20 protein-coding genes are annotated in these 24,178 nt (G+C 44.3%); 12 read left to right on the forward strand and 8 right to left on the reverse strand.

The genetic code is table 11. The annotated features are described in order from the left end of the window. Positions 1-319 precede the first annotated feature (319 nt). Positions 320-1,417 carry a LysM domain-containing protein gene (locus tag RYK49_RS05995; protein ID WP_314865203.1) on the forward strand — a complete coding sequence of 366 codons (1,098 nt, stop codon included), beginning with the start codon at positions 320-322 and terminating at the stop codon, positions 1,415-1,417. 112 nt (positions 1,418-1,529) lie between these two features. Next, the gene (gene thrC / locus RYK49_RS06000; protein ID WP_314865204.1) at positions 1,530-3,014 is read left to right on the forward strand and encodes a threonine synthase; all 1,485 of its coding nucleotides are present in this window, start codon (positions 1,530-1,532) and stop codon (positions 3,012-3,014) included. A gap of 43 nt (positions 3,015-3,057) precedes the next feature. Here thrC and pulA read toward each other — a convergent pair whose 3' ends face one another. Next, positions 3,058-5,133, reverse strand: a complete 2,076-nt coding sequence (pulA, locus tag RYK49_RS06005) for a type I pullulanase (RefSeq protein WP_314865205.1) — start codon at positions 5,131-5,133, stop codon at positions 3,058-3,060. 118 nt (positions 5,134-5,251) lie between these two features. Further along, complete coding sequence (locus RYK49_RS06010; protein ID WP_314865206.1) at positions 5,252-6,235, reverse strand: LacI family DNA-binding transcriptional regulator; 984 nt, start codon at positions 6,233-6,235, stop codon at positions 5,252-5,254. 435 nt (positions 6,236-6,670) lie between these two features. On the opposite strand from RYK49_RS06010, the gene malQ reads away from it, so the two are divergent. The 4 genes from malQ (at position 6,671) to nrdI (ending at position 11,727) form a co-directional block, all read left to right on the forward strand. Next, positions 6,671-8,182, forward strand: a complete 1,512-nt coding sequence (gene malQ, locus RYK49_RS06015) for a 4-alpha-glucanotransferase (protein WP_002926395.1) — start codon at positions 6,671-6,673, stop codon at positions 8,180-8,182. A gap of 32 nt (positions 8,183-8,214) precedes the next feature. Continuing rightward, the gene (gene glgP, locus RYK49_RS06020; protein ID WP_048773719.1) at positions 8,215-10,476 is read left to right on the forward strand and encodes a glycogen/starch/alpha-glucan family phosphorylase; all 2,262 of its coding nucleotides are present in this window, start codon (positions 8,215-8,217) and stop codon (positions 10,474-10,476) included. Positions 10,477-10,657: 181 nt separating this feature from the next. Beyond that, entirely contained in the window at positions 10,658-11,176 is a 519-nt protein-coding gene (locus tag RYK49_RS06025; protein WP_048773721.1) for a hypothetical protein, read from the forward strand. A gap of 62 nt (positions 11,177-11,238) precedes the next feature. Next, positions 11,239-11,727 carry a class Ib ribonucleoside-diphosphate reductase assembly flavoprotein NrdI gene (nrdI, locus tag RYK49_RS06030; protein ID WP_002908478.1) on the forward strand — a complete coding sequence of 163 codons (489 nt, stop codon included), beginning with the start codon at positions 11,239-11,241 and terminating at the stop codon, positions 11,725-11,727. A 31-nt stretch (positions 11,728-11,758) separates the two neighbouring features. Here the strand turns inward: nrdI and argS are convergent, their stop codons facing one another. Beyond that, entirely contained in the window at positions 11,759-13,447 is a 1,689-nt protein-coding gene (gene argS, locus RYK49_RS06035) for an arginine--tRNA ligase (protein ID WP_048773722.1), read from the reverse strand. Positions 13,448-13,747: 300 nt separating this feature from the next. Between argS and argR the strand changes: the two genes are divergently transcribed. Both argR and mutS read left to right on the forward strand, forming a co-directional pair. Continuing rightward, positions 13,748-14,185 carry an arginine repressor gene (argR, locus tag RYK49_RS06040; RefSeq protein ID WP_002894105.1) on the forward strand — a complete coding sequence of 146 codons (438 nt, stop codon included), beginning with the start codon at positions 13,748-13,750 and terminating at the stop codon, positions 14,183-14,185. Positions 14,186-14,263: 78 nt separating this feature from the next. Beyond that, complete coding sequence (gene mutS / locus RYK49_RS06045; protein WP_314865207.1) at positions 14,264-16,813, forward strand: DNA mismatch repair protein MutS; 2,550 nt, start codon at positions 14,264-14,266, stop codon at positions 16,811-16,813. Between the two features lie 48 nt (positions 16,814-16,861). Here mutS and RYK49_RS06050 read toward each other — a convergent pair whose 3' ends face one another. Next, positions 16,862-17,332 (reverse strand): DUF3021 family protein, encoded by a 471-nt coding sequence (locus tag RYK49_RS06050; RefSeq protein ID WP_314865208.1) that lies wholly within the window; start codon positions 17,330-17,332, stop codon positions 16,862-16,864. After that, on the reverse strand, positions 17,329-17,769 hold the full coding sequence (locus tag RYK49_RS06055) for a LytTR family DNA-binding domain-containing protein (protein WP_314865209.1): 441 nt from the start codon (positions 17,767-17,769) through the stop codon (positions 17,329-17,331). Before RYK49_RS06055 ends, RYK49_RS06050 begins: the two co-directional genes overlap by 4 nt. A 184-nt stretch (positions 17,770-17,953) precedes the next feature. Between RYK49_RS06055 and mutL the strand changes: the two genes are divergently transcribed. Further along, positions 17,954-19,897 carry a DNA mismatch repair endonuclease MutL gene (gene mutL / locus RYK49_RS06060; protein ID WP_314865210.1) on the forward strand — a complete coding sequence of 648 codons (1,944 nt, stop codon included), beginning with the start codon at positions 17,954-17,956 and terminating at the stop codon, positions 19,895-19,897. Between the two features lie 35 nt (positions 19,898-19,932). Here mutL and RYK49_RS06065 read toward each other — a convergent pair whose 3' ends face one another. Beyond that, positions 19,933-20,454 carry an RDD family protein gene (locus tag RYK49_RS06065; RefSeq protein WP_314865212.1) on the reverse strand — a complete coding sequence of 174 codons (522 nt, stop codon included), beginning with the start codon at positions 20,452-20,454 and terminating at the stop codon, positions 19,933-19,935. Next, complete coding sequence (locus RYK49_RS06070) at positions 20,438-20,941, reverse strand: helix-turn-helix transcriptional regulator (RefSeq protein ID WP_314865214.1); 504 nt, start codon at positions 20,939-20,941, stop codon at positions 20,438-20,440. The genes RYK49_RS06065 and RYK49_RS06070 overlap by 17 nt, the downstream gene beginning before the upstream one ends. 169 nt (positions 20,942-21,110) lie before the next feature. Here RYK49_RS06070 and ruvA point away from each other — a divergent pair, with 169 nt between their 5' ends. Then, complete coding sequence (gene ruvA / locus RYK49_RS06075; protein ID WP_314865216.1) at positions 21,111-21,701, forward strand: Holliday junction branch migration protein RuvA; 591 nt, start codon at positions 21,111-21,113, stop codon at positions 21,699-21,701. A 9-nt stretch (positions 21,702-21,710) separates the two neighbouring features. Further along, on the forward strand, positions 21,711-22,283 hold the full coding sequence (locus RYK49_RS06080) for a DNA-3-methyladenine glycosylase I (RefSeq protein WP_314865218.1): 573 nt from the start codon (positions 21,711-21,713) through the stop codon (positions 22,281-22,283). Between the two features lie 9 nt (positions 22,284-22,292). On the opposite strand, the gene RYK49_RS06085 is transcribed toward RYK49_RS06080, so the two are convergent. Beyond that, positions 22,293-23,141, reverse strand: a complete 849-nt coding sequence (locus tag RYK49_RS06085; RefSeq protein ID WP_049552830.1) for a helix-turn-helix domain-containing protein — start codon at positions 23,139-23,141, stop codon at positions 22,293-22,295. 598 nt (positions 23,142-23,739) lie between these two features. On the opposite strand from RYK49_RS06085, the gene RYK49_RS06090 reads away from it, so the two are divergent. Further along, entirely contained in the window at positions 23,740-24,018 is a 279-nt protein-coding gene (locus tag RYK49_RS06090; RefSeq protein ID WP_223310420.1) for a bacteriocin immunity protein, read from the forward strand. Positions 24,019-24,178 lie beyond the last annotated feature (160 nt).

Here is a 24,178-nt window from a genome sequence, read left to right on the forward strand (position 1 = left end):
AGTTAACCTAGACTGAATAGATCTATTCACAGCAAAAATAGGAAAATCTCCTAGAAGCTATAGCTTCTAGGAGATTTTATCTTTTCTTAGGTTAGGTTTAGTTCACCAGAGTAGAAAAAATTCAAATAAGTCCCAAAAAACAGAACCTCTCTAAATGGGGTTCTTTTGCTTGCTGCCAGTTTTTATATGTTACAAACAAATCTCCATATTACAGGGGGCAGACAGTTTTGTTAAATAGGTCGAAAAAGGCTTTTTTCTTAGAAGATTTATGGTAAGATGGTTTTCGTATCATGAATGATTAGGAAGGTGCATTTTGCATATGAAAATGAATAAGAAATTACTTTTGGCTTCAACTGTTGCTTTGTCAGCATTGCCTTTGTTTACAACAAAAGCTGAGGAGCAGCCACAAAACTGGACTGCCAGAACAGTTGAGCAAATTAAAGCAGATATTACTAGTAATGAAAACCAACAAACATACACTGTTCAATATGGAGATACTTTAGGAAATATCGCTCAAGCGATGAATATTGACCTTGTTGAATTGGCTAAAATCAATCAAATTGCCAATGCAGACTTGATTTTCCCAGGTACTGTTTTGACCGTTACAACAAATGGACAAAATGAAATTGCCTCTGTAGAAATCCAAAGCTACCAAGCAGGAAATAACGCAGGATATGTAACAGAAAGTTATACAGCTGACGAGATTTTTGGTACTGAGCAAGCAGCACCCGCAACTCCTGCTCAACCAGCAGAAACTCCAGCTCCAGCTGTTGAGGAAGCTGTTGCAGCTCCAGCAGACCAAGCACCAGCGCCTGCTGAAGAAGCTCCTGCCCCAGTAGCAGAAGTTGCAAGTGAAGCAGCCCCAACTGCGGAAGCAAATGCAGCAGCTCCAGTAGAAGCAGCACCACAGCCAGTAGTTGCTGCAAGTCCAGAAGCACCAGCAGAGGCAGCTCCTGAAGTGACTGAATTAGGCCAAGACCAAGTCAGTCAAGCAACTGCTGCAGTTGAACCTACAACTTACAACGCTCCAGCTGTAACAGACGCTGCTAGCGTGACAACTAACAATCCTGCTAATGAGGGTCTTCAGCCACAAACTGCAGCTCTGAAAGAAGAGATAGCAGCTAAATATGGCATTACAGAATTTAGTCTCTACCGTCCAGGTGATAGTGGTGACCATGGTAAAGGCTTGGCGGCTGACTTTATCGTTGGTGACAATACTGAATTAGGAAATCAGGTCGCAGCCGATGTCACTTCTAACATGACTGAAAGAGGCATCTCTTACGTTATCTGGCAACAACAATTCTATGCGCCATTTGAAAGCGTTTATGGACCAGCTAATACTTGGAACCAAATGCCAGATCGTGGTAGTGTAACTGAAAACCACTACGATCACGTTCACGTATCTATGAATGAATAAGATGAATACAAGCCCAGAAATGGGCTTTTTCTTATATTCTCTGTGAAAAAGCGAGAATTTTCTGATAAATTTTGGTATAATAAAGCGAACTATAGATAAAGGATGAGAGAGAATGACCTTAGTTTATCAATCAACACGCGACGAAAAGAATAGAGTAACAGCCAGCCAGGCGATTCTGCAAGGCTTGGCGACAGACGGCGGGCTCTTTACGCCCATTACCTATCCGCAGGTCGATTTGGACTTTGCCAAGCTCAAAGACGCTTCTTATCAGGAAGTAGCCAAGCTGGTTTTGTCTGCATTTTTGGACGATTTTTCTGAAGAAGAGCTGGACTACTGTATCAACCATGCCTATGACAGCAAGTTTGATGATGCGGCGATTGCTCCCTTGGTCAAGCTGGATGGTCAGTACAATCTAGAGCTTTTCCACGGAGCGACCATTGCCTTCAAGGACATGGCTTTGTCTATCCTGCCTCACTTGATGACAACTGCAGCTAAAAAGCACGGTTTGGAAAACAAAATTGTCATTTTGACGGCGACTTCTGGCGACACAGGTAAGGCAGCTATGGCAGGTTTTGCGGATGTTCCTGGGACTGAGATTATCGTCTTTTATCCGAAAGACGGTGTCAGCAAGGTCCAAGAGCTGCAAATGACGACGCAGACAGGTGCCAATACGCATGTGGTGGCCATTGACGGCAACTTTGACGATGCCCAGACCAATGTCAAGCACATGTTCAATGACACAGACCTACGAGCTCGTCTCTTGGAGCACAAACTCCAGTTTTCATCAGCTAATTCCATGAACATCGGCCGTTTGGTGCCGCAGATTGTCTACTATGTCTATGCCTATGCTCAGCTAGTGAAGACGGGAGAAATCACAGCAGGAGACAAGGTCAACTTTACCGTTCCGACGGGGAACTTTGGTAATATCCTGGCGGCCTACTATGCCAAGCAAATCGGTCTGCCAGTTGGCAAGCTAATCTGTGCATCGAATGAGAACAATGTCCTGACGGACTTCTTCAAGACTCAGGTTTATGACAAGAAGCGGAGCTTCAAGGTGACGTCTAGTCCGTCCATGGATATTCTGGTTTCCTCTAACTTGGAGCGCTTGATTTTCCACCTGTCTGGTAACAGCGCTGAGAAAACAGCTGCCCTGATGGCGGCTTTGAATGAGCATGGTCAGTATGAACTGACGGACTTTGACGCTGAGATTTTAGAGCTCTTTGCGGCTGATTATGCGACAGAAGAAGAAACAGCTGCTGAAATCAAGCGGGTCTATCAGGCCTCTGACTACATCGAAGACCCTCATACGGCTGTCGCGTCTGCTGTCTATCAAAAATATCTGGCAGAAACGGCTGATCAGCGCAAGACTGTTATCGCGTCTACCGCTAGTCCGTATAAATTCCCAGTCGTGGCTGTTGAGGCTGTGACTGGTCAAACAGGACTCAGTGACTTCGAGGCTTTGGAGCAACTGCACGAACTTTCTGGCGTAGCCCTGCCACCAGCTGTGGATGGCTTAGAAACAGCCCCAGTGCGCCACAAAACGACGGTCGCTGCAGACCAAATGCAGGTAGCAGTCGAGGATTATTTGGGATTATAAAAAACGAAAACATCAGCTTATTCATTGGCTGATGTTTTATAATCTATTTTAACACAATCAACTGCTTGCCAGCTAGGCTGTAACTGTCAGCTAGTGGTGCGATTGGTTTTTGGGCATCAATGGCTGGATACTTGAGATGTAATCTTTGCTTGTTTTTGTTTTCATAGACAGCCTCTTGGTTGCCAAAGTTGATGACGATTGTCATACTTTCTTTGCTGTCTTGAATCTTGTACTCCAATAAACTGTCTGTCAGCCAATTGACCTGACAGGCTTGCTTGATGGCGGCGCTAGTCTTTAGATGCAGCAGCGGATGTGCTCTGCGAAAAGCAATCAGCTGTTTAACAAAAGCAATATCCTCTGTGTAATGCAGGGAGCGTAGCCAGTCTAGTTTATTGATTTCGTCAGGCATATTGTAGGTGTTGTCAATCAGATTTTTAGTCCGGAAAAATTCCTGACCGCTGTGGATAAAGGGAACACCTTGAGCCAGCAGGACGAGATGGAGAGCCAACCGCGAATTGGCCAGCCGATCCCGCAGGGTGATAGCAGGGTTGACGATGTCAAAGTAATCAAAAACCGTTGCATTGTCATGGCACTCGACATAATTAATAGCCTGCTGGGGCGCAGTGAAGTGGGTCTCGCCTTTTAGTCCGACATTGGCTGTCAGGACATTTTCAAGCTGACTGGCAGGAGTCTTGCTCTCGATTTGCCGACCTTGGGCGATGGTCTGCTTTAGGCTGTCTCGGAAATGGTCACTGAAAAATCCATAATCTGGCAGTTGGGCAGCATTGTACTGATGGGCCAATCGCTCACTTGCCAGTCCAGTATCCATCTGCCAGCCTTCACCATAGAGATAGATGTTAGGGTAGAGCGCCTTGAGTTCGTCAGCTATCTGCTGCATGGTTTGGATATCTAAAATCCCCATTAGATCAAAGCGGAAACCGTCAAAGCCATAGAGACTGACCCATTGCTTGACCGATTGCTTGATATAACGGCGGGCCATGGCCTTCTCACTGGCTACATCATTGCCGCAGAAAGTCCCGTTGGTCCGGTAGCCCATGTCATTGAGTCGGAAAAAATAGCCGGGCACAATTTTTTCAAAAGCATAGCTGTTGGCATCATAGACATGATTGTAGACCACGTCCATGATGACGCTGATATCAGCATTGTGGAAGGCAGTAATGGCCGCCTGCAGCTCTATGATACGGGCATAGGGGTCTCGTGGGTCGCTGGCAAAACTGCCGTCTGGGACATTGTACTGGACAGGATCGTAGCCCCAGTTGTAGACGAGTTCAGGATGCTTTTCATCAACGCTGCCAAAATCGTAGACAGGCAGAAGCTGCACGTGGCTGATACCTAGCTCTTTCAGATAGTCCAGACCGAACTTCTGGCCGTGGACGACTGGAGATTCGCTCAGCGAGGCAAACTTCCCAGGATAGGAGAAACCAGCTTCTTTCTGCATAGAGAAATCGCGGACGCTCATTTCATAAATGACGGCTTCTGTCGGATTCAGCTGTGTTTTTGCTCGTTTGATAGGCTTTTTAATCTTGTCTAGATCGATGACATAGCTGTTTCCCGAATTGACATCTGAGGATAGGGCGTAGGGATCATGGACTTCAATCCACTTGCCATTGATCTTATGGAGATAAGAATAGGAGGCTCCCTCTAAATCTCCTTCAATCCGAGTATGCCAGACTCCCCTATCCAGACGTTTGAGATGGTGAACCTGGTCTTTCAGATGCAGGAGGACTTTTTCGGAAATCGGCGCCCAGAGTTTGAAATCGGTGGCTTGGGGACTGTATTGAGCTCCCAAATCGTCACCTGCATAGTCAAAAATCTCATCGAAAATAGGCTTTTTCACGATATGGCGGTACTGAAGGTCGGTATGGTTGCGGTCCTGGTCATAGACCTTGTAGGACTGCGTCAGGTCAATGGGCTCATTAGCCGACACGGTGTAGATAATTCGCTCTTCCTGATTGTTGATATTTTTGATAGTTAAGGGGCTGGAGCTGTGCTTGTCTTCCAGTGTAAAGTGGATGGAATAGGCATCAAAGTTCTTTTCCAGTTCGATGGTGATGATGTTTTCGTCATCTAAATAGGCTTGAAAAATACGAAAGGCCATGTTTTTCCTCTTTCTTTGTCAGTTTCTCTTCGGGTAATTGCTTTTAAGTTCAGGCTCTTCTCTGGTTTAGGAAAAGGCCGATATGTGAATCGTTGATAAATGAGCAAAAGCACTCGGATTAGCGAGTGCTGATGCTATGCGGGATCAACTGGCGATAGCAGATTTGCTTGTCTTCTTTATTGTCCTTGATGATTTGGAAGAGGGTCCGGAAAGACTCTTTCCCAAGCTCGAGGGCATTGATATCGATATAGGCATCCACATCAATGCGCGGTTTGAGAGAATCAAAGGTGATAATGGGAATCTGGTAGTCCTGATCTTTGAGATAGTGCAGGGCTCCTTCTGCTACCAAGGTATCAGAGGTCACGATGGCTTCAATCTCGTCCAGCGGCAGCTCCTCCATAATCTTGTAACTATTGTCTTCCAAAAGGAAGCCGAAGGCAAATTTGATAATGCGTTCATCTAAAGGTCGTTCTGCTTCATTCAGGGCTTGCTTGTAGCCTGTGTAACGATCCTGGGAAACGACCAGCTCTTTATTCCCAGCTAGAAAGGCAATTTTCTGATAGCCCTTGTCAAGGAAATATCTGGCCGCGTCATAGCCGGCCTTGATATTGTCATTGTCCACCAGAGAGATAAAAGGTGAGACAGCTTTCCCTAGGATGAGGAAGGGGAAGTTGTTTCTGACTGCAAAGTCGACCAAAGGATCGTCCTGCTTGGAGTAAAGGAAAATCAGTCCGTCAACTCGCTTGCCCAAAATCATCTGCTTCATATTTTCCAAGCGATGTTCTTCGTCTTGCCCCGTGCTGATCTGGATGGCATAGTCATAGTCAGAAGCAATCTGAGAAATCCCCCGCAATACAGTTGGGAAGAAAGGGTTTTGATAGAAGACATCTGAGTCGTCCGGTAGGACCAAGCCGATGACCTGGCTGGATTGGCTGACCAGACTTCTGGCATTGAGATTGGGATGATAGTCCAGTTCCTTCATAGCAGCACGGACCCGTTTTTTGGTTTCTTCACTGATGGTTGATTTGTTTTGTACAACGCGGGTCACAGTAGAGGGCGACACGCCTGCTAGTTTTGCGACTTCTTTGATAGTAACTCGCATAAAAACCTCCTAAAGGCCTGCATTTGCTGGAAATCCTTGATATATCATCAACTATTTTAAATCTAGTAGTAGAAGCACTTGCTTTCTATGAGTCATGCAAACCTCTGCCCAAAATGGCTATTATAACCAGTTATATTGCCTAACTATTATGGTTGAAAAAGCAAGTATAAAGCAGTTTCTCAGTAAACGCAAACGTTTTCTGTTTGTAAGAACATTTTAACACAAAAAGAGAACGCTTGCAAGAAGAGAAAAACGGCAAATAATTGGGGCTGTAGGAGAGTCCTAAAAGAGCATTATATCCATTAACCAATAAATTGAAAAAAATATCAAAAACCCCTTGCACTAAGAAAAAAAATAGGTTATAATCAAGTCGACGCAAACGTTTGCATTAAGTAAAAATGAAAAGGCGTAGAGGAAAAATAACGAGGTGACAAAATGAAAAAACGTCAAAGCGGCGTGCTCATGCACATTTCATCCCTTCCGGGCAAGTACGGTATCGGATCTTTTGGCCAAAGTGCTTATGATTTTGTAGACTTCTTGGTTCGCACCAAGCAGCGCTATTGGCAGATTTTGCCACTGGGAACTACCAGTTATGGTGATTCTCCATATCAGTCTTTCTCTGCTTTTGCGGGGAATACCTACTTTATCGATTTTGATATTCTGATAGAAGAAGGTTTGCTGGATGAGGCGGATGTTAAGGGAGCTGATTTTGGAGATGATCCTAGAAAAGTGGATTATGCAAAGATTTTTGATGCTCGCCGTCCAATCATGGAAAAAGCAGTAGCTCGCTTCTTGAAAGCAGACGATCTGTCTGACTATGAGAGCTTTGTAGAGCAAAATGCAGCTTGGTTGGAAGTTTTCGCTGAGTACATGGCTATCAAGGAGCATTTTGATAATCTAGCTTGGACAGAGTGGCCGGATGAAGCCATCCGTCGCCGTGAGGCTGCTAGTCTCGCTTCTTATCGTGAGAAGCTGGCTGACAAGCTGACCTACCATCGTGTGACCCAGTATCTCTTTTTTAAGCAGTGGCTAAGATTAAAAGCCTATGCTAATGAACATCACATCGAGATTGTCGGCGATATGCCAATCTATGTGGCAGCTGATAGTGCTGATGTGTGGGCACAGCCGCACTTCTTTAAGACAGATGCTGTTGGCAAGCCGACCTGTGTGGCAGGCTGCCCGCCAGATGAATTTTCAGAAACTGGCCAGCTTTGGGGCAATCCTATCTATGACTGGGAAGCTATGGATAAGGATGGTTATGCTTGGTGGATTGAGCGCCTGCGTGAAAGCTTCAAGATTTACGATATTGTCCGTATCGACCACTTCCGCGGCTTTGAGTCTTACTGGGAAGTACCTGCTGGCTCAGAAACATCTGCTTCTGGTAAGTGGGTCAAAGGTCCAGACTACAAGCTCTTTGCAGCAGTTAAGGAAGCCTTGGGTGATTTGAATATCATCGCAGAAGACCTAGGCTTTATGACGGATGAAGTGATCGAGCTGCGTGAGCGCACTGGTTTCCCAGGAATGAAGATCTTGCAATTCGCCTTCAATCCTGATGATGAAAGCATCGACAGCCCGCATCTGGCGCCAAACAACTCAGTCATGTATACAGGAACCCATGATAACAATACTGTTTTGGGCTGGTACAAGGATGAGATTGACGACGCTACTCGCCAGTACATGGCACAGTATACCAACCGTAAGGAGTACGAAACAGTACCTCATGCAATGCTGCGCACAATCTTTGCTTCAGTCAGCTTTATGGCCATTGCAACCATGCAAGACCTGCTGGAATTAGACAGTGCAGCACGGATGAACTATCCATCCACAATTGGTGGGAACTGGACTTGGCGGATGACAGCTGAAGAGCTGAATCCAATCGTCGAAGGTGAGCTTTATAGCTTGACTAAGACTTACCGTCGTATGAATACCGATTTAATTAACAAATAAAGAACAGCTAATTAGACTTGAAGGGAGTAATCATGTCAAACTTACAAACTTATATCAAAAATACTTATTCAAAAAATCTTGCTGATTGCAGCAACGAAGAACTCTACCTGGCTCTTTTGAACTACACTAAATTAGCCAGCGCTCAAAAGCCAGTTAATACTGGTAAGAAAAAACTTTACTACATTTCAGCTGAATTCCTGATTGGTAAACTTTTGTCTAACAACTTGATCAACCTTGGACTTTACGATGATGTGAAGCAAGAGTTGGCAGATGCTGGTAAAGACTTGATTGAAGTAGAAGAAGTTGAGTTGGAGCCGTCTCTGGGTAACGGAGGCTTGGGCCGTCTGGCTGCCTGCTTCTTGGACTCTATTGCGACACTTGGTCTCAATGGTGATGGTGTAGGACTGAACTACCACTTCGGTCTCTTCCAACAGGTTTTGAAAAACAACGAACAGACCACAATTCCTAACTTCTGGCTGACAGAGCAAAACTGGTTGGTTCGCTCTAGTCGCAGCTACCAAGTGCCATTTGCTCACTTCACCCTGACATCTACTCTTTATGATATTGATGTGCCAGGTTACAAGACAGAAACTAAGAACCGTCTTCGTCTCTTTGATTTGGACTCAGTGGATGCGGATATCATCACAGACGGTATTGACTTTGATAAGACAGATATCGCTCGCAACTTGACCCTCTTCCTCTATCCAGATGATAGTGACAAGCAAGGGGAATTGCTCCGTATCTTCCAACAGTATTTCATGGTTTCAAATGGTGCTCAGCTGATTATTGACGAAGCGATTGAAAAAGGCAGCAACCTGCATGATTTGGCAGACTACGCTGTCATCCAAATCAATGATACCCACCCATCTCTGGTTATCCCAGAAATGATTCGTCTCTTGACAGAGCGTGGTTTGGATTTGGATGAAGCAATTGCCATCGTACAGAAGATGACTGCTTATACGAATCACACGATTTTGGCAGAAGCTCTTGAAAAATGGCCTTTGGAATTCTTGAAAGAAGTAGTACCGCATCTGGTACCAATCATCAAAGAGCTTGACAAGCGCGTGAAAGCTAAATACGCAGATCCAGCAGTGCAAATCATTGATGAGGACGATCGTGTGCACATGGCTCACATGGATATCCACTACGGATACAGTGTCAATGGGGTTGCTGCTCTGCATACAGAAATCCTGAAAAACTCTGAGCTTAAAGCCTTCTACGATATCTACCCTGAAAAATTCAATAACAAGACCAACGGAATTACTTTCCGCCGCTGGCTCATGCATGCCAACCCACGTCTATCTCATTACCTAGATGAGTTGCTGGGCCGCGACTGGCACCATGATGCAACTAAGCTCGAAGGCTTGTTGGAATTCACTGGTGCTGCAAATGTTAAAGAAAAATTGGAAGGTATCAAGGCTCACAACAAGCGTAAATTGGCTCGTCACTTGAAGGAAGCCCAAGGTGTGGAAATCAATCCAGAATCTATCTTTGATATCCAAATCAAGCGTCTGCATGAGTACAAGCGCCAACAAATGAACGCTCTGTACGTTATCCACAAGTATCTGGATATCAAGGCTGGCAACATCCCTGCTCGTCCAATCACTGTCTTCTTCGGTGGTAAGGCTGCTCCTGCTTACACGATTGCACAGGACATCATCCACCTCATCCTTTGCTTGTCAGAAGTGATTGCTAATGACCCTAAAGTGGCTCCACATCTGCAAGTAGTTATGGTAGAAAACTACAACGTTACAGCGTCTAGCTTCTTGATTGCAGCTGGTGACATTTCTGAGCAGATTTCCCTGGCTTCTAAGGAAGCATCTGGTACTGGTAACATGAAGTTCATGCTTAACGGTGCTTTGACTCTTGGTACAATGGACGGAGCAAACGTTGAGATTGCAGAGTTGGTTGGCGAAGACAACATCTACATCTTCGGTGAAGATTCTGAGACTGTTATTGACCTCTACGCAAAATCTGCTTACAAATCTAGTGAGTACTATGCACGTGAAGCTATCAAGCCATTGGTTGACTTTATCGTCAGCGATGAAGTATTGGCAGTTGGTAAAGCTGAACGCTTGGAACGTCTTTACAATGAACTGATCAGCAAGGACTGGTTCATGACCCTGCTGGATCTAGAAGACTATATCCAAGTCAAAGAGCGCATGCTGGCTGACTATGAAGACCGCGATGCTTGGATGGACAAAGTTATCGTCAATATCGCCAAAGCTGGTTTCTTCTCATCTGACCGTACTATCGCTCAATACGAAGAAGAAGTATGGCACTTGAATAGCTAATATTCTTTAAATCAAAACAAAAGCCGAGACAGCAGTGTTTCGGCTTTGATTTTTTAGTCGAAGAAATGAATAAGGATTTAGCTATTGTGTGGGCTTCTGGCAAGGTGAAAACCTCTCGGTCTTGTCAGCTTTTTCTTTTCGGTGTATAATAAGTGAAAATATTTCTTTACAGGAGGCGTTCATGAAAAAGAAACCAATTTATCTTTATGTTTTGCTGGGCTTGTCAGCAATCGGAACTTTACTGGGAGTATGGAGTCGTTTTTTCTCCAAGTTTTCTGAGGTAGATTATACAAAAATAAATTTCTCAAAAGAATTGAGCGATCAGACAAATCAGTTTAATAGACTTTATTTTGAATTTCTTCGTAATGGAATGAATATGCTGATTTTTTTCGTTATGACGGCTCTGTTAATAGCATCTATCGTCTTTTTGGTTAGAAAAAATCTGCAGATGGCTAATATTAGCTATATCGTTTATATACTAGTCAGTTTGTTATCTCAAGTTTACGTCTATATTTCATCGAAAGGGATTGTTGGCAAGGTATTTACAAGCCCTGAGAACATTGCAACGCATTCAAACAGTCTTCTTTTAGGAACAGTGCTGGGCTTTATTATCAGTTTAATTTATCTTTCCATCGTCGTCTTTAAGCTAATCCAGCAGCAAAAAGAGGCTGAAAAAGCAGAACTAGCTGCAAACGAATAAGATTTGACAAATAACAGATAAGTGCTTACAATTTTAAGAAGCAATATCTGTTATTTTTTAGAATGGAGAGTAAAATGACAAAGGTTTCCTTGGTTTACATCAGCCTGAGCGGCAATACAGAGAGTTTCGTCCGTCGGCTGACAGACTATTTGCTGGAGCAGCATCCAAGCCTAGAAGTAGAGAAGATTCATATCAAAGACCTGGTAAAGGAAGGAATTCCCTTTTTTGAAATGGACAATCCTTTTATCGCTTTTCTGCCGACTTATCTGGAGGGTGGCAATGGTGTGGACAATGGCGATGTAGAAATTCTGACAACCGATGTAGGGGATTTTATCGCCTATGGTCAGAATGCCAGCAAGTGTCTGGGGGTCATTGGCAGCGGCAATCGTAACTTTAACAACCAATACTGTCTGACAGCCAAGCAATACTCAGAGCGGTTCGGATTTCCGGTTTTGGCTGATTTTGAAATGCGCGGCATGTTGGGAGACATTAAGAAGGTTGCGGGGATTATTGAGGAGCTCTATCATATTGAAAAAAACGAAAACCAGTGAGGTTTTCGTTTTTTGATGTTCTAAATTAAGCTTACATCTTTTCTGGCGCTTCTACTCCTAGCAGACGTAGAGCTTCTTTGAGGACAACAGCTGTTGAGTAGCTGAGAGCCAGACGGCTGTCGCGTTCAGGGCTTTCATCCAGAATCCGCGTGTGCGCATAATATTTGTTAAAGGCTTGAGCCAAGCTAATAGCGTATTTGGCAATCAGTGATGGCTCATAGTTATCAGCAGCACGCTTGACAACGCGACCGAAGTCTTGAAGCAGCTTGATAATTTCCCAGCTTTCTGGATCGTTCAGGCTGTATGTAGCCTCTGCATCTGGCTGGAAGTTCGCCTTGCGCAGGATAGACTGGATACGAGCATAGGCATACTGGATGTAAGGGCCTGTTTCTCCCTCGAAGGAAACCATAGCTTCCAGATCAAAGTCGTAACCATTGCGGCGGTCAGTTTTGAGGTCGTAGAACTTAACTGCTCCTACCCCAACTGCACGAGCAACAGCTTCCTTGTCTTCCAAATCTGGGTTTTTAGCTTCAATCTGGCTCTTAGCCCGGCTGATAGCTTCTAACAGAGTTGGTTCGAGAAGGATGATATTTCCTTTACGTGTAGACAGCTTTTGACGGTTTTTAGTCACCAGACCAAAGTCAACGTGAATCATGTCATCGCTCCAGTCAAAGCCCATCTTTTTCAGAACGGCCTTGAGCTGTCTGAAGTGGTTGGCCTGCTCTTGACCTACAACATAGACATTTTTGACAAAGTTGTAAGTGCGAGCCCGGTAGATGGCTGTTGCGATATCCCGTGTAATGTAGAGGGTAGCGCCGTCTGATTTTTTAATCATAGCAGGCGGAAGGTTAAAGTCTTCCAAGTCTACAATGCTAGCTCCTTTGGATTCCTGCAGGAGACCCTTGTCTTCAAGGATTTGAATCCCTTCGTCCATCTTGTCATTGTAGAAGGCTTCACCGTTTAGGCTGTCAAATTCGACACCTAGGAGTTCGTAGATACGGTTGAATTCTGTCAGACTTTCATCGCGGAACCATTGCCAGAGCTCAGTTGCTTCTGGGTCGCCATCTTCCAGCTTCTTGAACCAAAGGCGGCCTTCTTCATCCAGAGATGGGTCGTTTTCAATCTCGGCATTGATACGCACGTAAAGTTTGAGGAGCTCGTCGATAGGGTTAGCTTCAACAGCTTCCTGGCTTCCCCACTTCTTATAAGCTACCATCAAGAGACCAAACTGTTTGCCCCAGTCTCCCAAGTGGTTGATTTTGATGGTGTTGTAGCCAATCTTGCGGAAGATGTTGGAAAGAGCGTCACCGATAACAGTAGAGCGCAAGTGGCCGACTGAGAAAGGCTTGGCAATGTTTGGACTGGACAGGTCAATGGTGATATTCTGATTATTTCCTTCGTTTTGCTGACCATAATCAGCTCCGTCTTTGATGACTTCTTTGATGACTTGGCCAGAAATTTCAGCCTTACTGAGGAAAAAGTTGACATAAGGACCAGTCGCAACGACTTTATCAAAATGCGCTGTGTCAATCTTTTCAGCGATATCAGCAGCGATGATTTGAGGAGCTTTGCGCTCAGTCTTTGCCAGAGAAAAGGCTGGGAAGGCGATATCGCCAAGTTCAGAGCTCTTTGGCTGCTCCAATAAATTTAAAATAGCGTCTTGATCAAGGCTGTCAATAACCTTGGCCAATTCGCCGGCAATCAACTGTTTGTTATCCATATTTGCTCCTTTGTGTCTTTTGTTATTATTTTATCACATTTTTCAAGGAATCTTCAATTTTTTTGGGAATAATTTTTGGGCTAATAGGAATTTTTCTGATATAATAAGAGGGATAAGAACCTGTATTTATAGATGGCCTTTTCATCTAAATGCTTCCTTCTCTGTTACTCTTGGTTAAAGTTTTTTGTTTATTCTCAGTATTCCTGCAAATCTTTGCCTAGATTGATGGAGAAGCAGTCTTTCATCGGATGGAGTATTCTTCATGAATGCAGCTTCTAAATATTCAATAATGAGGTAAAAATGAGAAAGAATGACCGTCATCAGTTAGTCAAAACGATGATTAAGGAGGAAAAGCTAGGAACGCAAAAGGAGATTCAGGATCGTCTGGAAGCGCAAGGGATTTATGTAACGCAGACTACCCTGTCGCGTGACCTTCGTGAAATCGGCCTGACCAAGGTTAAGAAGAAGGGGCTGACTTATTATGTTTTGGCGCATGAGACTGAAGAGATTGATTTTATAGAGTTTTTAGCCAAGCATGTGGAGAGTGTGGCCAGGGCAGAGTTTAGTCTGGTTCTTCGTACGGGCCTGGGAGAGGCAACAGTGCTGGCCAATGTCGTGGATAACTCGTTTGATAGCCGTATTCTGGGAACCGTTGCGGGTGCCAATACTCTTTTAGTAGTTTGCCGGGATCAGGCAGCGGCTCAGGAGATTGAGGAGCAAATACAGGAAGTGATGTAAGAATCACAGTTTTTTCAGGAAAAATGGAGAGGTTTGAGACGGATGTCCTGACCTCGTTTGTTTTTAGAAAGGATAGAGATGGCAGTAGAAAAGTTATCGCCGGGCATGCAGCAGTATTTGGATATCAAAAAGGACTATCCAGATGCATTCTTGCTTTTTCGGATGGGGGATTTCTATGAGTTGTTTTATGATGATGCGGTCAATGCCGCTCAGATTTTAGAGATTTCTCTCACCAGCCGCAATAAAAATGCAGAAAATCCCATTCCCATGGCTGGAGTTCCCTATCATTCGGCTCAGCAGTATATTGATGTTTTGGTTGAGTCAGGCTATAAGGTGGCGATTGCGGAGCAGATGGAAGATCCCAAGGAAGCCAAGGGAGTTGTCAAGCGGGAGGTGGTTCAGGTTATCACACCGGGAACGGTAGTGGATTCCAGTAAGCCGGACTCTGCGAATAACTTTCTGGTGGCTCTGGATTACTCAGACGGCCTCTATGGTCTGGCTTATATGGACTTGGTGACCGGTGAGTTTCAGGTGACCAGTCTAGAGGACTTTGTCTTGGTCTGCGGGGAAATCCGCAATTTGAAAGCTAGGGAAGTGGTGCTGGGCTATGCCTTGCCAGAAGTTGAGGAGCAGGTCTTGGCTGGACAGATGAATCTTTTACTGTCCTATGTACAGACGGCCTTGGACGATGTCCAGCTGCTGGGCGAGGAGCTGTCTCCTATGGAACGTCAGGCAGCGGGGAAATTGCTTGAGTATGTGCACCGGACTCAGATGAGGGAGCTCAGCCATTTGAAGAAGGCTCAGCATTATGAAATCAAGGACTTTCTGCAAATGGACTATGCCACCAAGGCAAGTCTGGATTTGACAGAAAATGCTCGTTCGGGCAAGAAGCACGGCAGTCTTTATTGGCTGATGGACGAGACTAAGACGGCCATGGGGGGCCGCATGCTGCGCTCTTGGATCCAGCGGCCGCTGATTGATGAAGCGCGAATTAGCCAGCGGCAGAATGTCGTCGAGGTTTTTCTGGATCATTTCTTTGAGCGGAGTGATTTGACGGAGAGCCTCAAGGGAGTCTATGATATCGAGCGGCTGGCTAGTCGGGTATCTTTTGGCAAGACCAATCCCAAGGATCTGCTGCAGTTGGCAGCTACATTGGGCAATGTGCCTCAGATTAAGGCTATCTTGCAAGGAATCGGCAGCCCGCATCTAGCTCGTTTGATTGAGGGCTTGGATCCTATTCCAGAGTTGGCGGGCTTGATTAGCTCAGCTATTTCGCCGGATGCACCCCATATCATCACCGAGGGCAATATTATTCGGACTGGTTTTGATGAGACCTTGGATCAGTATCGGCTTGTGCTGAGGGAGGGAACCGGATGGATTGCAGAGCTGGAAGTCAAAGAACGTGCCAACAGCGGCATCAGCAATCTGAAGATTGATTACAACAAAAAAGATGGTTACTATTTCCATGTGACCAATTCTCAGCTGGCTCATGTGCCTAGTCATTTCTTCCGCAAGGCGACCCTGAAAAATTCTGAGCGTTTCGGAACGGAAGAGCTGGCCCGGATTGAGGGAGAGATGCTGGAGGCGCGTGAAAAATCTGCTAATTTGGAATACGAGATTTTCATGCGGATTCGCGAGGAAGCTGGCAAATACATCCAGCGCTTGCAGGCCTTGGCACAAACGCTGGCAGCTGTAGATGTCCTGCAGAGTTTTGCTGCGGTAGCAGAGCAACAGCATCTAGTGCGTCCCGTCTTTACTGTGGAGCGCCGTCTGGAGATTGAAAAAGGCCGGCATGCTGTTGTGGAAAAGGTCATGGGTGCCCAAAGCTACATTCCAAATAGTATTCTGCTGGACCAGGAAACGGACATCCAGCTGATTACCGGGCCTAATATGAGCGGGAAATCAACTTATATGCGCCAGCTGGCTATCATCGTTATTATGGCACAGATGGGCTCTTATGTGCCCGCTCAGTCTGCCAGTCTGCCAATATTTGATGCGATTTTCACTCGCATCGGTGCGGCGGATGATCTGGTGTCCGGCCAGTCCACCTTTATGGTGGAGATGATGGAGGCCAATCGGGCCATTCGGCAGGCCAGCGAGCGTTCGCTCATTCTCTTTGATGAGCTGGGGCGCGGGACGGCGACTTACGATGGGATGGCGCTGGCTCAGGCTATTATCGAGCATATTCATCATTATACTGGAGCTAAGACCCTCTTTGCCACCCACTATCATGAGCTGACAGCTTTAGAGAATAGCTTGGAGCATTTGGAAAATGTCCATGTGGCAACCTTGGAAAAGGACGGACAGGTGACTTTCCTGCATAAGATTGAGCTAGGTCCGGCTGACAAGTCCTACGGAATCCATGTGGCTAAAATCGCCGGACTTCCTGAGGAATTACTGGAGCGGGCGGATAACATTTTGAGTCATTTGGAGAGTCAGGATAAAGGACTAGGCTCAGAGCTTCCTGCTGAATCTAGACAAACACGGTCGCAAGTGGCGGAGCAGATGTCTCTTTTTGCAGAAGGAACGGAAAATCCGGTCCTGATTGAACTACGAGACTTGGACATCTACAATATGACTCCCCTGGAAGTCATGGCGGCGGTGGCCGAGCTCAAGAAGAAGTTGTAAAAACAAAGAACAGACTTGTTAATGCCTCAAGTCTGCTCTTTTTATTTCTCACGATTTGCTAGACAAGCCGCTATTGATTTTTTGAATTTTACGGTAGGTGTGGTAATAGATGACGCCTGAAATGATTAGATAGATAAGGGTGAATTCCCCGACGGCAGTCAGTGTCAGGCTGAATATTTTTTCTCTTGGGAAAAATCCAGCTAGATTAGCCAAAAGTGCAAAGGTCAGAATCATCACACCATAGTGGCTAACGATGGAGCGCAGGATGCTCCAGTCTCTTTGGAAGAAGCTTCCGCTCCATCTGAAAATAGCTCCCATGATAAACCAGATAAGTAGGCAGTAGAGCATGATGAGAGAAACATGGAAATGCTGGCTCAAAAAGAAGTGGCCAATAGGAGAGCGAGGGTGCAGCGGTAGATAAGCTGGATTGTAAAAATAAGAAACAATCATGGAGAAGAAGAGACCAATGAAAATCCCTCCAATCCCTCCGAAAAAGAGTTCTTTAAGACGAGTTTTCATAATTGCAACCTTTCTTTGATAGATTTGAGATAACGGCGGGACGAGTAAGTCTGATCGCCGTTTTTCAGAAATATTTGAATCAGACCATTTGGAGTCAGCTTGAGGTGGCTGATTTGCCGGCTGTTGATAATCTCCGATTGAGAAATCTGCAGGAAATAGTCTGGCAGGACCTGCAGCAATTGATAAAGAGCTTGTTGAGCTCGATAGCTGTCTTTTGCCGTTCGGACCTGAATATGACGATTTTCTGTATAGATTCGGTGGATTTCTTTAGCATCCAGCAGATAGATGTCGTCCTCTTTCTTGACATGAATCTTGTCCTCTTTGCCTAGATGTTGAGCAAAGTGGACCAATTCCTGAATAGTTTCTGTCATGAGGCGAGCCTCAATGCTGACGGAGTCTTCGGTGACTTGAGAATCGATTCTTAGCTTAACTTTCATAACTTCCTCCTTTCACCTTTATTAAACCGCAACTTGGCAGCGAAAACAAGCCCTTTTGTCTATGTGGCAGCTATTTGTGTCTATCTGGTTTGTCTTGTGAGCAGAGTGGTTGAGAAAAGGCTGCCTTCTGATAGAAAGAGCCCAATGTGTTATAATAGATAGCAGAACAAATACGGAGAAAATGATGTCAAAAATTATCGAACTTCCAGAAATTCTAGCCAATCAGATTGCGGCCGGTGAAGTCATTGAGCGGCCTAGCAGCGTGGTCAAGGAGCTAGTGGAAAATTCAATTGATGCGGGTGCAAGTCAGATTACTATCGAAATCGAGGAGGCCGGACTCAAGACTATCCAGGTAACGGATAATGGTGAGGGCATAGATCACGAAGATGTTCCTCTGGCCCTTCGACGCCATGCTACCAGCAAAATCAAGAAGCAAGCGGATCTCTTTCGGATTCGAACACTGGGTTTTCGTGGCGAGGCCATTCCTTCTATTGCTTCTGTCTCACGTTTTACCATTGAAACAGCAACGGAAGCCGGCCAGCACGGGACGCTACTGGTTGCCCAAGGCGGTGAGATAGAAGAGCACGAGCCTGCTAGCAGTCCAGTGGGAACGAAAATCAAGATAGAAGATCTTTTCTTTAACACCCCAGCTCGGCTCAAGTATATGAAGAGCCAGCAGGCTGAGCTGTCCCATATCGTTGATGTGATTAATCGGCTCAGTCTAGCCCATCCAGAAGTGGCTTTCACCCTTATCAGCGACGGCCGCGAAATGACACGGACTGCCGGCAGTGGCAATCTACGTCAGGCTATTGCGGGAATCTATGGTCTGGCAACAGCCAAGAAAATGGTGGAAATCTCTGCTTCAGATCTGGACTTTGAGGTGAGCGGCTATGTCAGTCTGCCTGAGCTGACTCGCGCGAATCGCAATTATATTACGATCCTTATCAACGGCCGCTATATTAAGAATTTCCCGCTCAATCGTGCTATTTTGGACGGCTACGGTAGCAAGCTTATGGTAGGACGCTTTCCACTAGCGGTCATCAATATTCAGATTGACCCCTATCTGGCCGATGTCAATGTCCATCCGACCAAGCAAGAGGTGCGGATTTCTAAAGAGCGGGAACTCATGACCTTGATTTCGCAAGCCATTGCGGCAAGTCTTAAGGAGCAAGACCTTATCCCGGATGCTTTGGAAAATCTCGCCAAATCAACTGTTAAGCGTGCGACTAAGCCCGAACAGACCAGTCTTCCCCTTAAAGAAAATCGTCTCTACTACGATAAGGAGCAGAATGACTTTTTCCTCAAACCACAGGTGGCCGAGCAGCAGCTATCCTTTGAAGAATCAGCGGAGCCTGTTCATGAAGCGACAGATGAAAAATCAGAACCGCAACCGACTTCGGTCAAATTCGCAGAGAGAAAGCCTGCCAGCTATGACCAACTAGACCATCCAGAGCTAGACCAGGCTAGTCTGGAGCGGGCTGTGGATAAGTTGGAACAGGAAGAGAAATCAAGCTTCCCAGAGTTAGAATATTTCGGCCAGATGCATGGTACCTATCTCTTTGCTCAGGGCAAGGGCGGTCTTTACATTATTGACCAGCATGCTGCTCAAGAGCGGGTCAAGTATGAGTATTATCGGGAGAAGATTGGGGATGTGGACAATAGCCAGCAGCAGCTCTTAGTGCCCTATATCTTTGAATTTCCAGCAGATGATATGTTGCGAATCAAGCAGCGGATGGAGCTGTTAGAAGATGCTGGCATCTTTTTAGAAGAGTATGGAGCCAACCAGTTTATCCTCCGCGAGCATCCCATTTGGTTTAAGGAAGAGGAGATTGAGGCCGGCATTTATGAGATGTGTGATATGCTTCTCCTGACCAAGGAAGTTTCCATCAAGAAATATCGAGCAGAGCTGGCCATTATGATGAGCTGCAAACGCTCCATCAAGGCCAATCACAGTCTGGATGACTACTCTGCGCGTGACTTGCTCTTTCAGCTGTCCCAGTGTGACAATCCTTACAACTGCCCTCACGGCCGGCCGGTCTTGGTCAACTTTACCAAGTCGGATATGGAAAAAATGTTCCGCCGCATTCAGGAAAATCACACTAGCCTGCGGGAGTTGGGGAAATACTAAACTCTATAGAAGATCAAACAGCCCTAGTCATGGAACTAGAGCTGTTTTGAATTTTTGAGCTGAACTTGTGTTCCAGCAAGCAAATCAGCTGGATGACGTTTGTCCTTACGAAGCAGTCCCGTCAGCAGAAAAATCAAGAAGAGAATACCTGCTGAAGTTGACAAGAAAATTGACAGGGCATCTGCTTGATAAGCACTACGGATAGCTCCCATATGTCCCAGCTGCCAAGGGAAAAACTTGATGGCAGAGCGCAAAAGGCTGTGGGCAAGGCTCCTATGCTTGTAAACCAACTGTAAACCTGCCCAACGCTTGCCAAAACTGCCTTTTCTATAGTCTAGCCAAGCAAAGATGATAGTTAGAGGTAAGACTGAGGTATAAAAAGCCAGAAGCTGACTCTGGGCTTCAGTGAATACAGGAATGCCCCCTAGAACCAGATTGTAAAATCCCATAGCTAGTAAAAAAAGAAAAATGAGGTAGCCTGAGATGAAGAGCCAGTCGCCAAAGAGTTCTTTCAGACGAGTTTTGACTGGTATGGGATTGTCAGTTTTTAGTTTCATCTTTAGCGCCTTCTTTCTTAAAATCATCAAGGCCTATAACCTTGTCCAAGTACTTTTCTTTAATCTTAAGAGCCTTGCTAATAGCCATTGCGGATGCGACTAAGAGGAAGAAGGATAGCCAGACCAGGGCAGTGAATTTTGCTGGAAAGCTAGAACCTGCGAAAAAGAGAAAGATAGCCAGAGCTGATACAAAAATATATAGAACCTGCCAGAAGCCATAAGATTTTACTTCCTTATAGTAGCGATTTTTTTCGTCTTCTGAGAGGACGGGTTTTATTTCTGGTTTGTCACTTTCTTCTAAAAGCAGATAATCTGTCGTCACTTGGAAAATCTTGCTCAGTTCTACAACTTTTTCGAGTTCTGGCAGTGCTTGACCAGACTCCCACTTGGAAATGCTCTGGCGAGAGACATTGATCTGTTCAGCCAGTTTTTCTTGTGACCAGCCTTTTTCTTTTCTTAGTTCAAATAATTTATCGGCGAGTTTCATGATTGCAGCCTCCTTTTCTTTGCTAACTCTATCCTAACAGCTTTTATTTATCTTGAGAATACAGCTTCCTGTACATTTTGTCAACCGCTGGTTGCACTTCTGTTTGCAGTTTCTAGACAGAAAATATGATATACTAGATAGGCAAAATGATACAAAAAGAAGGAAGATTATGTACGAATATTTTAAAGGAATCATCAGCAAGATTACAGCCAAATACATTGTGTTGGAAGTCAACTCTATCGGCTATATTCTTCATGTAGCCAACCCCTATGCTTACTCAGGACATCTCCATCAGGAAGCCAAGGTCTATGTTCACCAAGTGGTGAGAGAAGACGCGGAGCTCCTTTACGGCTTTGCGACCGAGGAGGAGAAGCAACTCTTTCTCAGCTTGATTTCAGTCTCAGGTATTGGGCCAGTGTCTGCCCTGGCTATTATTGCGGCGGATGATAATGCTGGCTTAGTGCAAGCCATTGAGCAGAAAAACATCACCTACTTGACCAAGTTTCCTAAAATTGGCAAGAAGACAGCCCAGCAGATGGTGCTAGACTTAGAAGGCAAGGTAGTGGCGGCAGATGGTCCGACAGAAAGCAAGGCGCCCGTCCAGACTGTGGATAATCAGGAGCTGGAGGAAGCTATGGAAGCCATGCTCGCTTTGGGCTATAAGGCTGCTGAACTCAAGAAAATCAAGAAATTCTTTGAAGGAACGACGGATACAGCAGAAAACTATATCAAGTCTGCTCTCAAGATGTTGGTGAAATAGGAGAAAGCTATGACCAAACGCTGCGGCTGGGTAAAGATGAATAACCCTTTGTATGTAGCTTATCATGATGAGGAGTGGGGCAAACCCCTCCATGATGATCAGAAGTTATTTGAATTGCTCTGCATGGAGACCTATCAGGCCGGACTTTCTTGGGAGACCATTCTCAATAAACGCCAGGCTTTTCGGGAAGCTTTTCATTTCTATGATGCCCAGAAAATTGCTCAGATGACAGATGCTGACTTGGATAGTCTTTTAAATAATCCTAATATCATCCGTAATAAGATGAAAATCTATGCGACCAGGGCTAATGCTCAAGCTTTTTTGACTGTTCAAAAGCAGTTTGGCTCTTTTAATGACTATATCTGGTCTTTTGTCGATTTCAAAACGATTGACAATCAAATTACGAACTACAAGGAAGCACCGACTAAAACAGAGCTGTCAGAAACTATGTTCAAGGCGCTGAAAAAGCAAGGCTTCAAATTTATCGGTTCCGTTTGTGTCTATTCATTCCTAGAAGCAGCTGGCCTTATCAATGATCATGAAAAGGATTGTGACTTCAATCCACATAAAAATACCGTTTGAGAAAAACTCTCAACGGTATTTTTCAATTTCTTCTTTTAGCGATTTTACTAGCTCTTTTTCATCGGCAAGTTGTAGTAGAGCAATCCCTTTTTTTATTAATTCGTTATCATTTTTGCAAATTCCAAGTCGAATCTGTGAAAGCCCGAGGGAATCATAACGTTTTTCTTTTTTTGACAAATCGTAAATGTACTTAGTAATTTCAGCGCATTCTCTCTTTAATCCATTATAAAGATAGATGGTAGAAAGGTTGACTAAAAGACCGATTTGTACATTATTCCCATAGCGAAATGATTGGTATTTCTTTATACTATTTAAAATCTTTTGGGTAAATTGTTTGATATTTTCTAAAGGGAAGAAATAAAGGATAGTAGAAAGAAGTCGAAAATCACTTTCATACCAAGTGTCCTGTTTTTCTAAATACGCCCAAATTTTATTGGTAGTAGCATTAATTTCTTTTGTCTCAGAAATGCCATTTTGTCTCAGATGAATAGTAATATTGATGCTATCTAAAGCATGTTTAATCGGAATATCGGAATGTTTACATAGATATGCCTCGCATTCTCTCTTTAATTGTAACAAACCTTTCGTCCCTACAATAGTCTCACCTTGGTTATAAAGAGAATTTAAAATTTTCTGTCTCTGACTAGGTTGATAATAATCACAAATGTATTTAAATTCTTCTAGTGTCATATCTATCTGGCGAAGTAAAAAAATCATGGTATCGAACTTTGGCACGACTTGTCCACTTTCAATTCGTGCCAAAGTTGAGCGAGCTAAAAAATCCCCACAAATTTCTTCTTGAGTCAGTCCTTTTGATTTTCTAATTTCTTTATAGATTTTTCCATAATCCCAGCGCATAAGAACCCTCTTTGAAAATGTTACTAAAAGCTACGTTTTGAAAAAATGTTTTAAAATAGTATATCATGAAATAGAAAGGAGGGCAAAGGTGGGAAAAACAAAGCGCAAATTTATTTTGCTAGTAATGATTATTGTTAATGTATTTCCATGGTGGTGGCCTTGGGAATAGGTCTAAATATGAAAGAGAGGAGGGTGAGCCCAAAAGGCTAAATAAGACTTTACATTAAATTATATTACCTTTGAAAACAAGTAGTCAGTGAGGTACTAAAAATGAGGAAAAGCAGAATAAAATGGTTTTATTCCGTTGTTTTGTTGGTATTTGTTTTATTTGCACCTGTAGCAAGTATCAGAGCTGATATAGTGAACAGCGGAGAGGTAAAAATACAAGGAGAGGTTCCACGATATACTGACCCGGCCAATCAGTTTTACTATAGATATACAGCGAAACCTTATGATTTTTATTATAATCCTTATACAGGTGAGTGGAAAATGGTTCAAGTAATACCCACTTTACAGCACATGGTAAATGTTATGTTTGATGGTTGGGCTAGATACGGACCGTGGGTACCGCGTGTTTATAGATAAGGAGGTAGCTGCTGTGAGAAAAGCTAAAGAAAAAGAGCTTTTACATCTATTGCAAGAAGTATACCATTTAGATACGACTAAAAAGGATGAGAAATTTTCACAGCTAATCTTATCTACTGTTTATAAGATTGAAAATGGTAAGAATGCTTCAATTGAGTGTGTCCGTCTAATCCCTTTTTTAAATCAGTATCTATTGTCTGCCCCTTCAAAAGAATTAGTAGACTTACAGACCTTCTTGCAAAGGGAAAGTAATTTTTACAGGGGCTGGATTAGTTTTTTTAGCTGGTTTTAGTTGTATTTAAAAGAACCTGGGACAAAAGTCCAACCTCAAATATAAAAAGCGAACAAAACTAGTTTTCTGGTAATCAGAATTCTGCTTTGTTCGCTTTTCGTATTTAATTATAGATTTGAAGGGCTTAATAATTAAGATTTTTAAAAATTGAAATCTTTTT

The organism is uncultured Streptococcus sp., assembly GCF_963525625.1.
In the GTDB taxonomy this organism is placed as follows: Bacteria; Bacillota; Bacilli; order Lactobacillales; family Streptococcaceae; genus Streptococcus.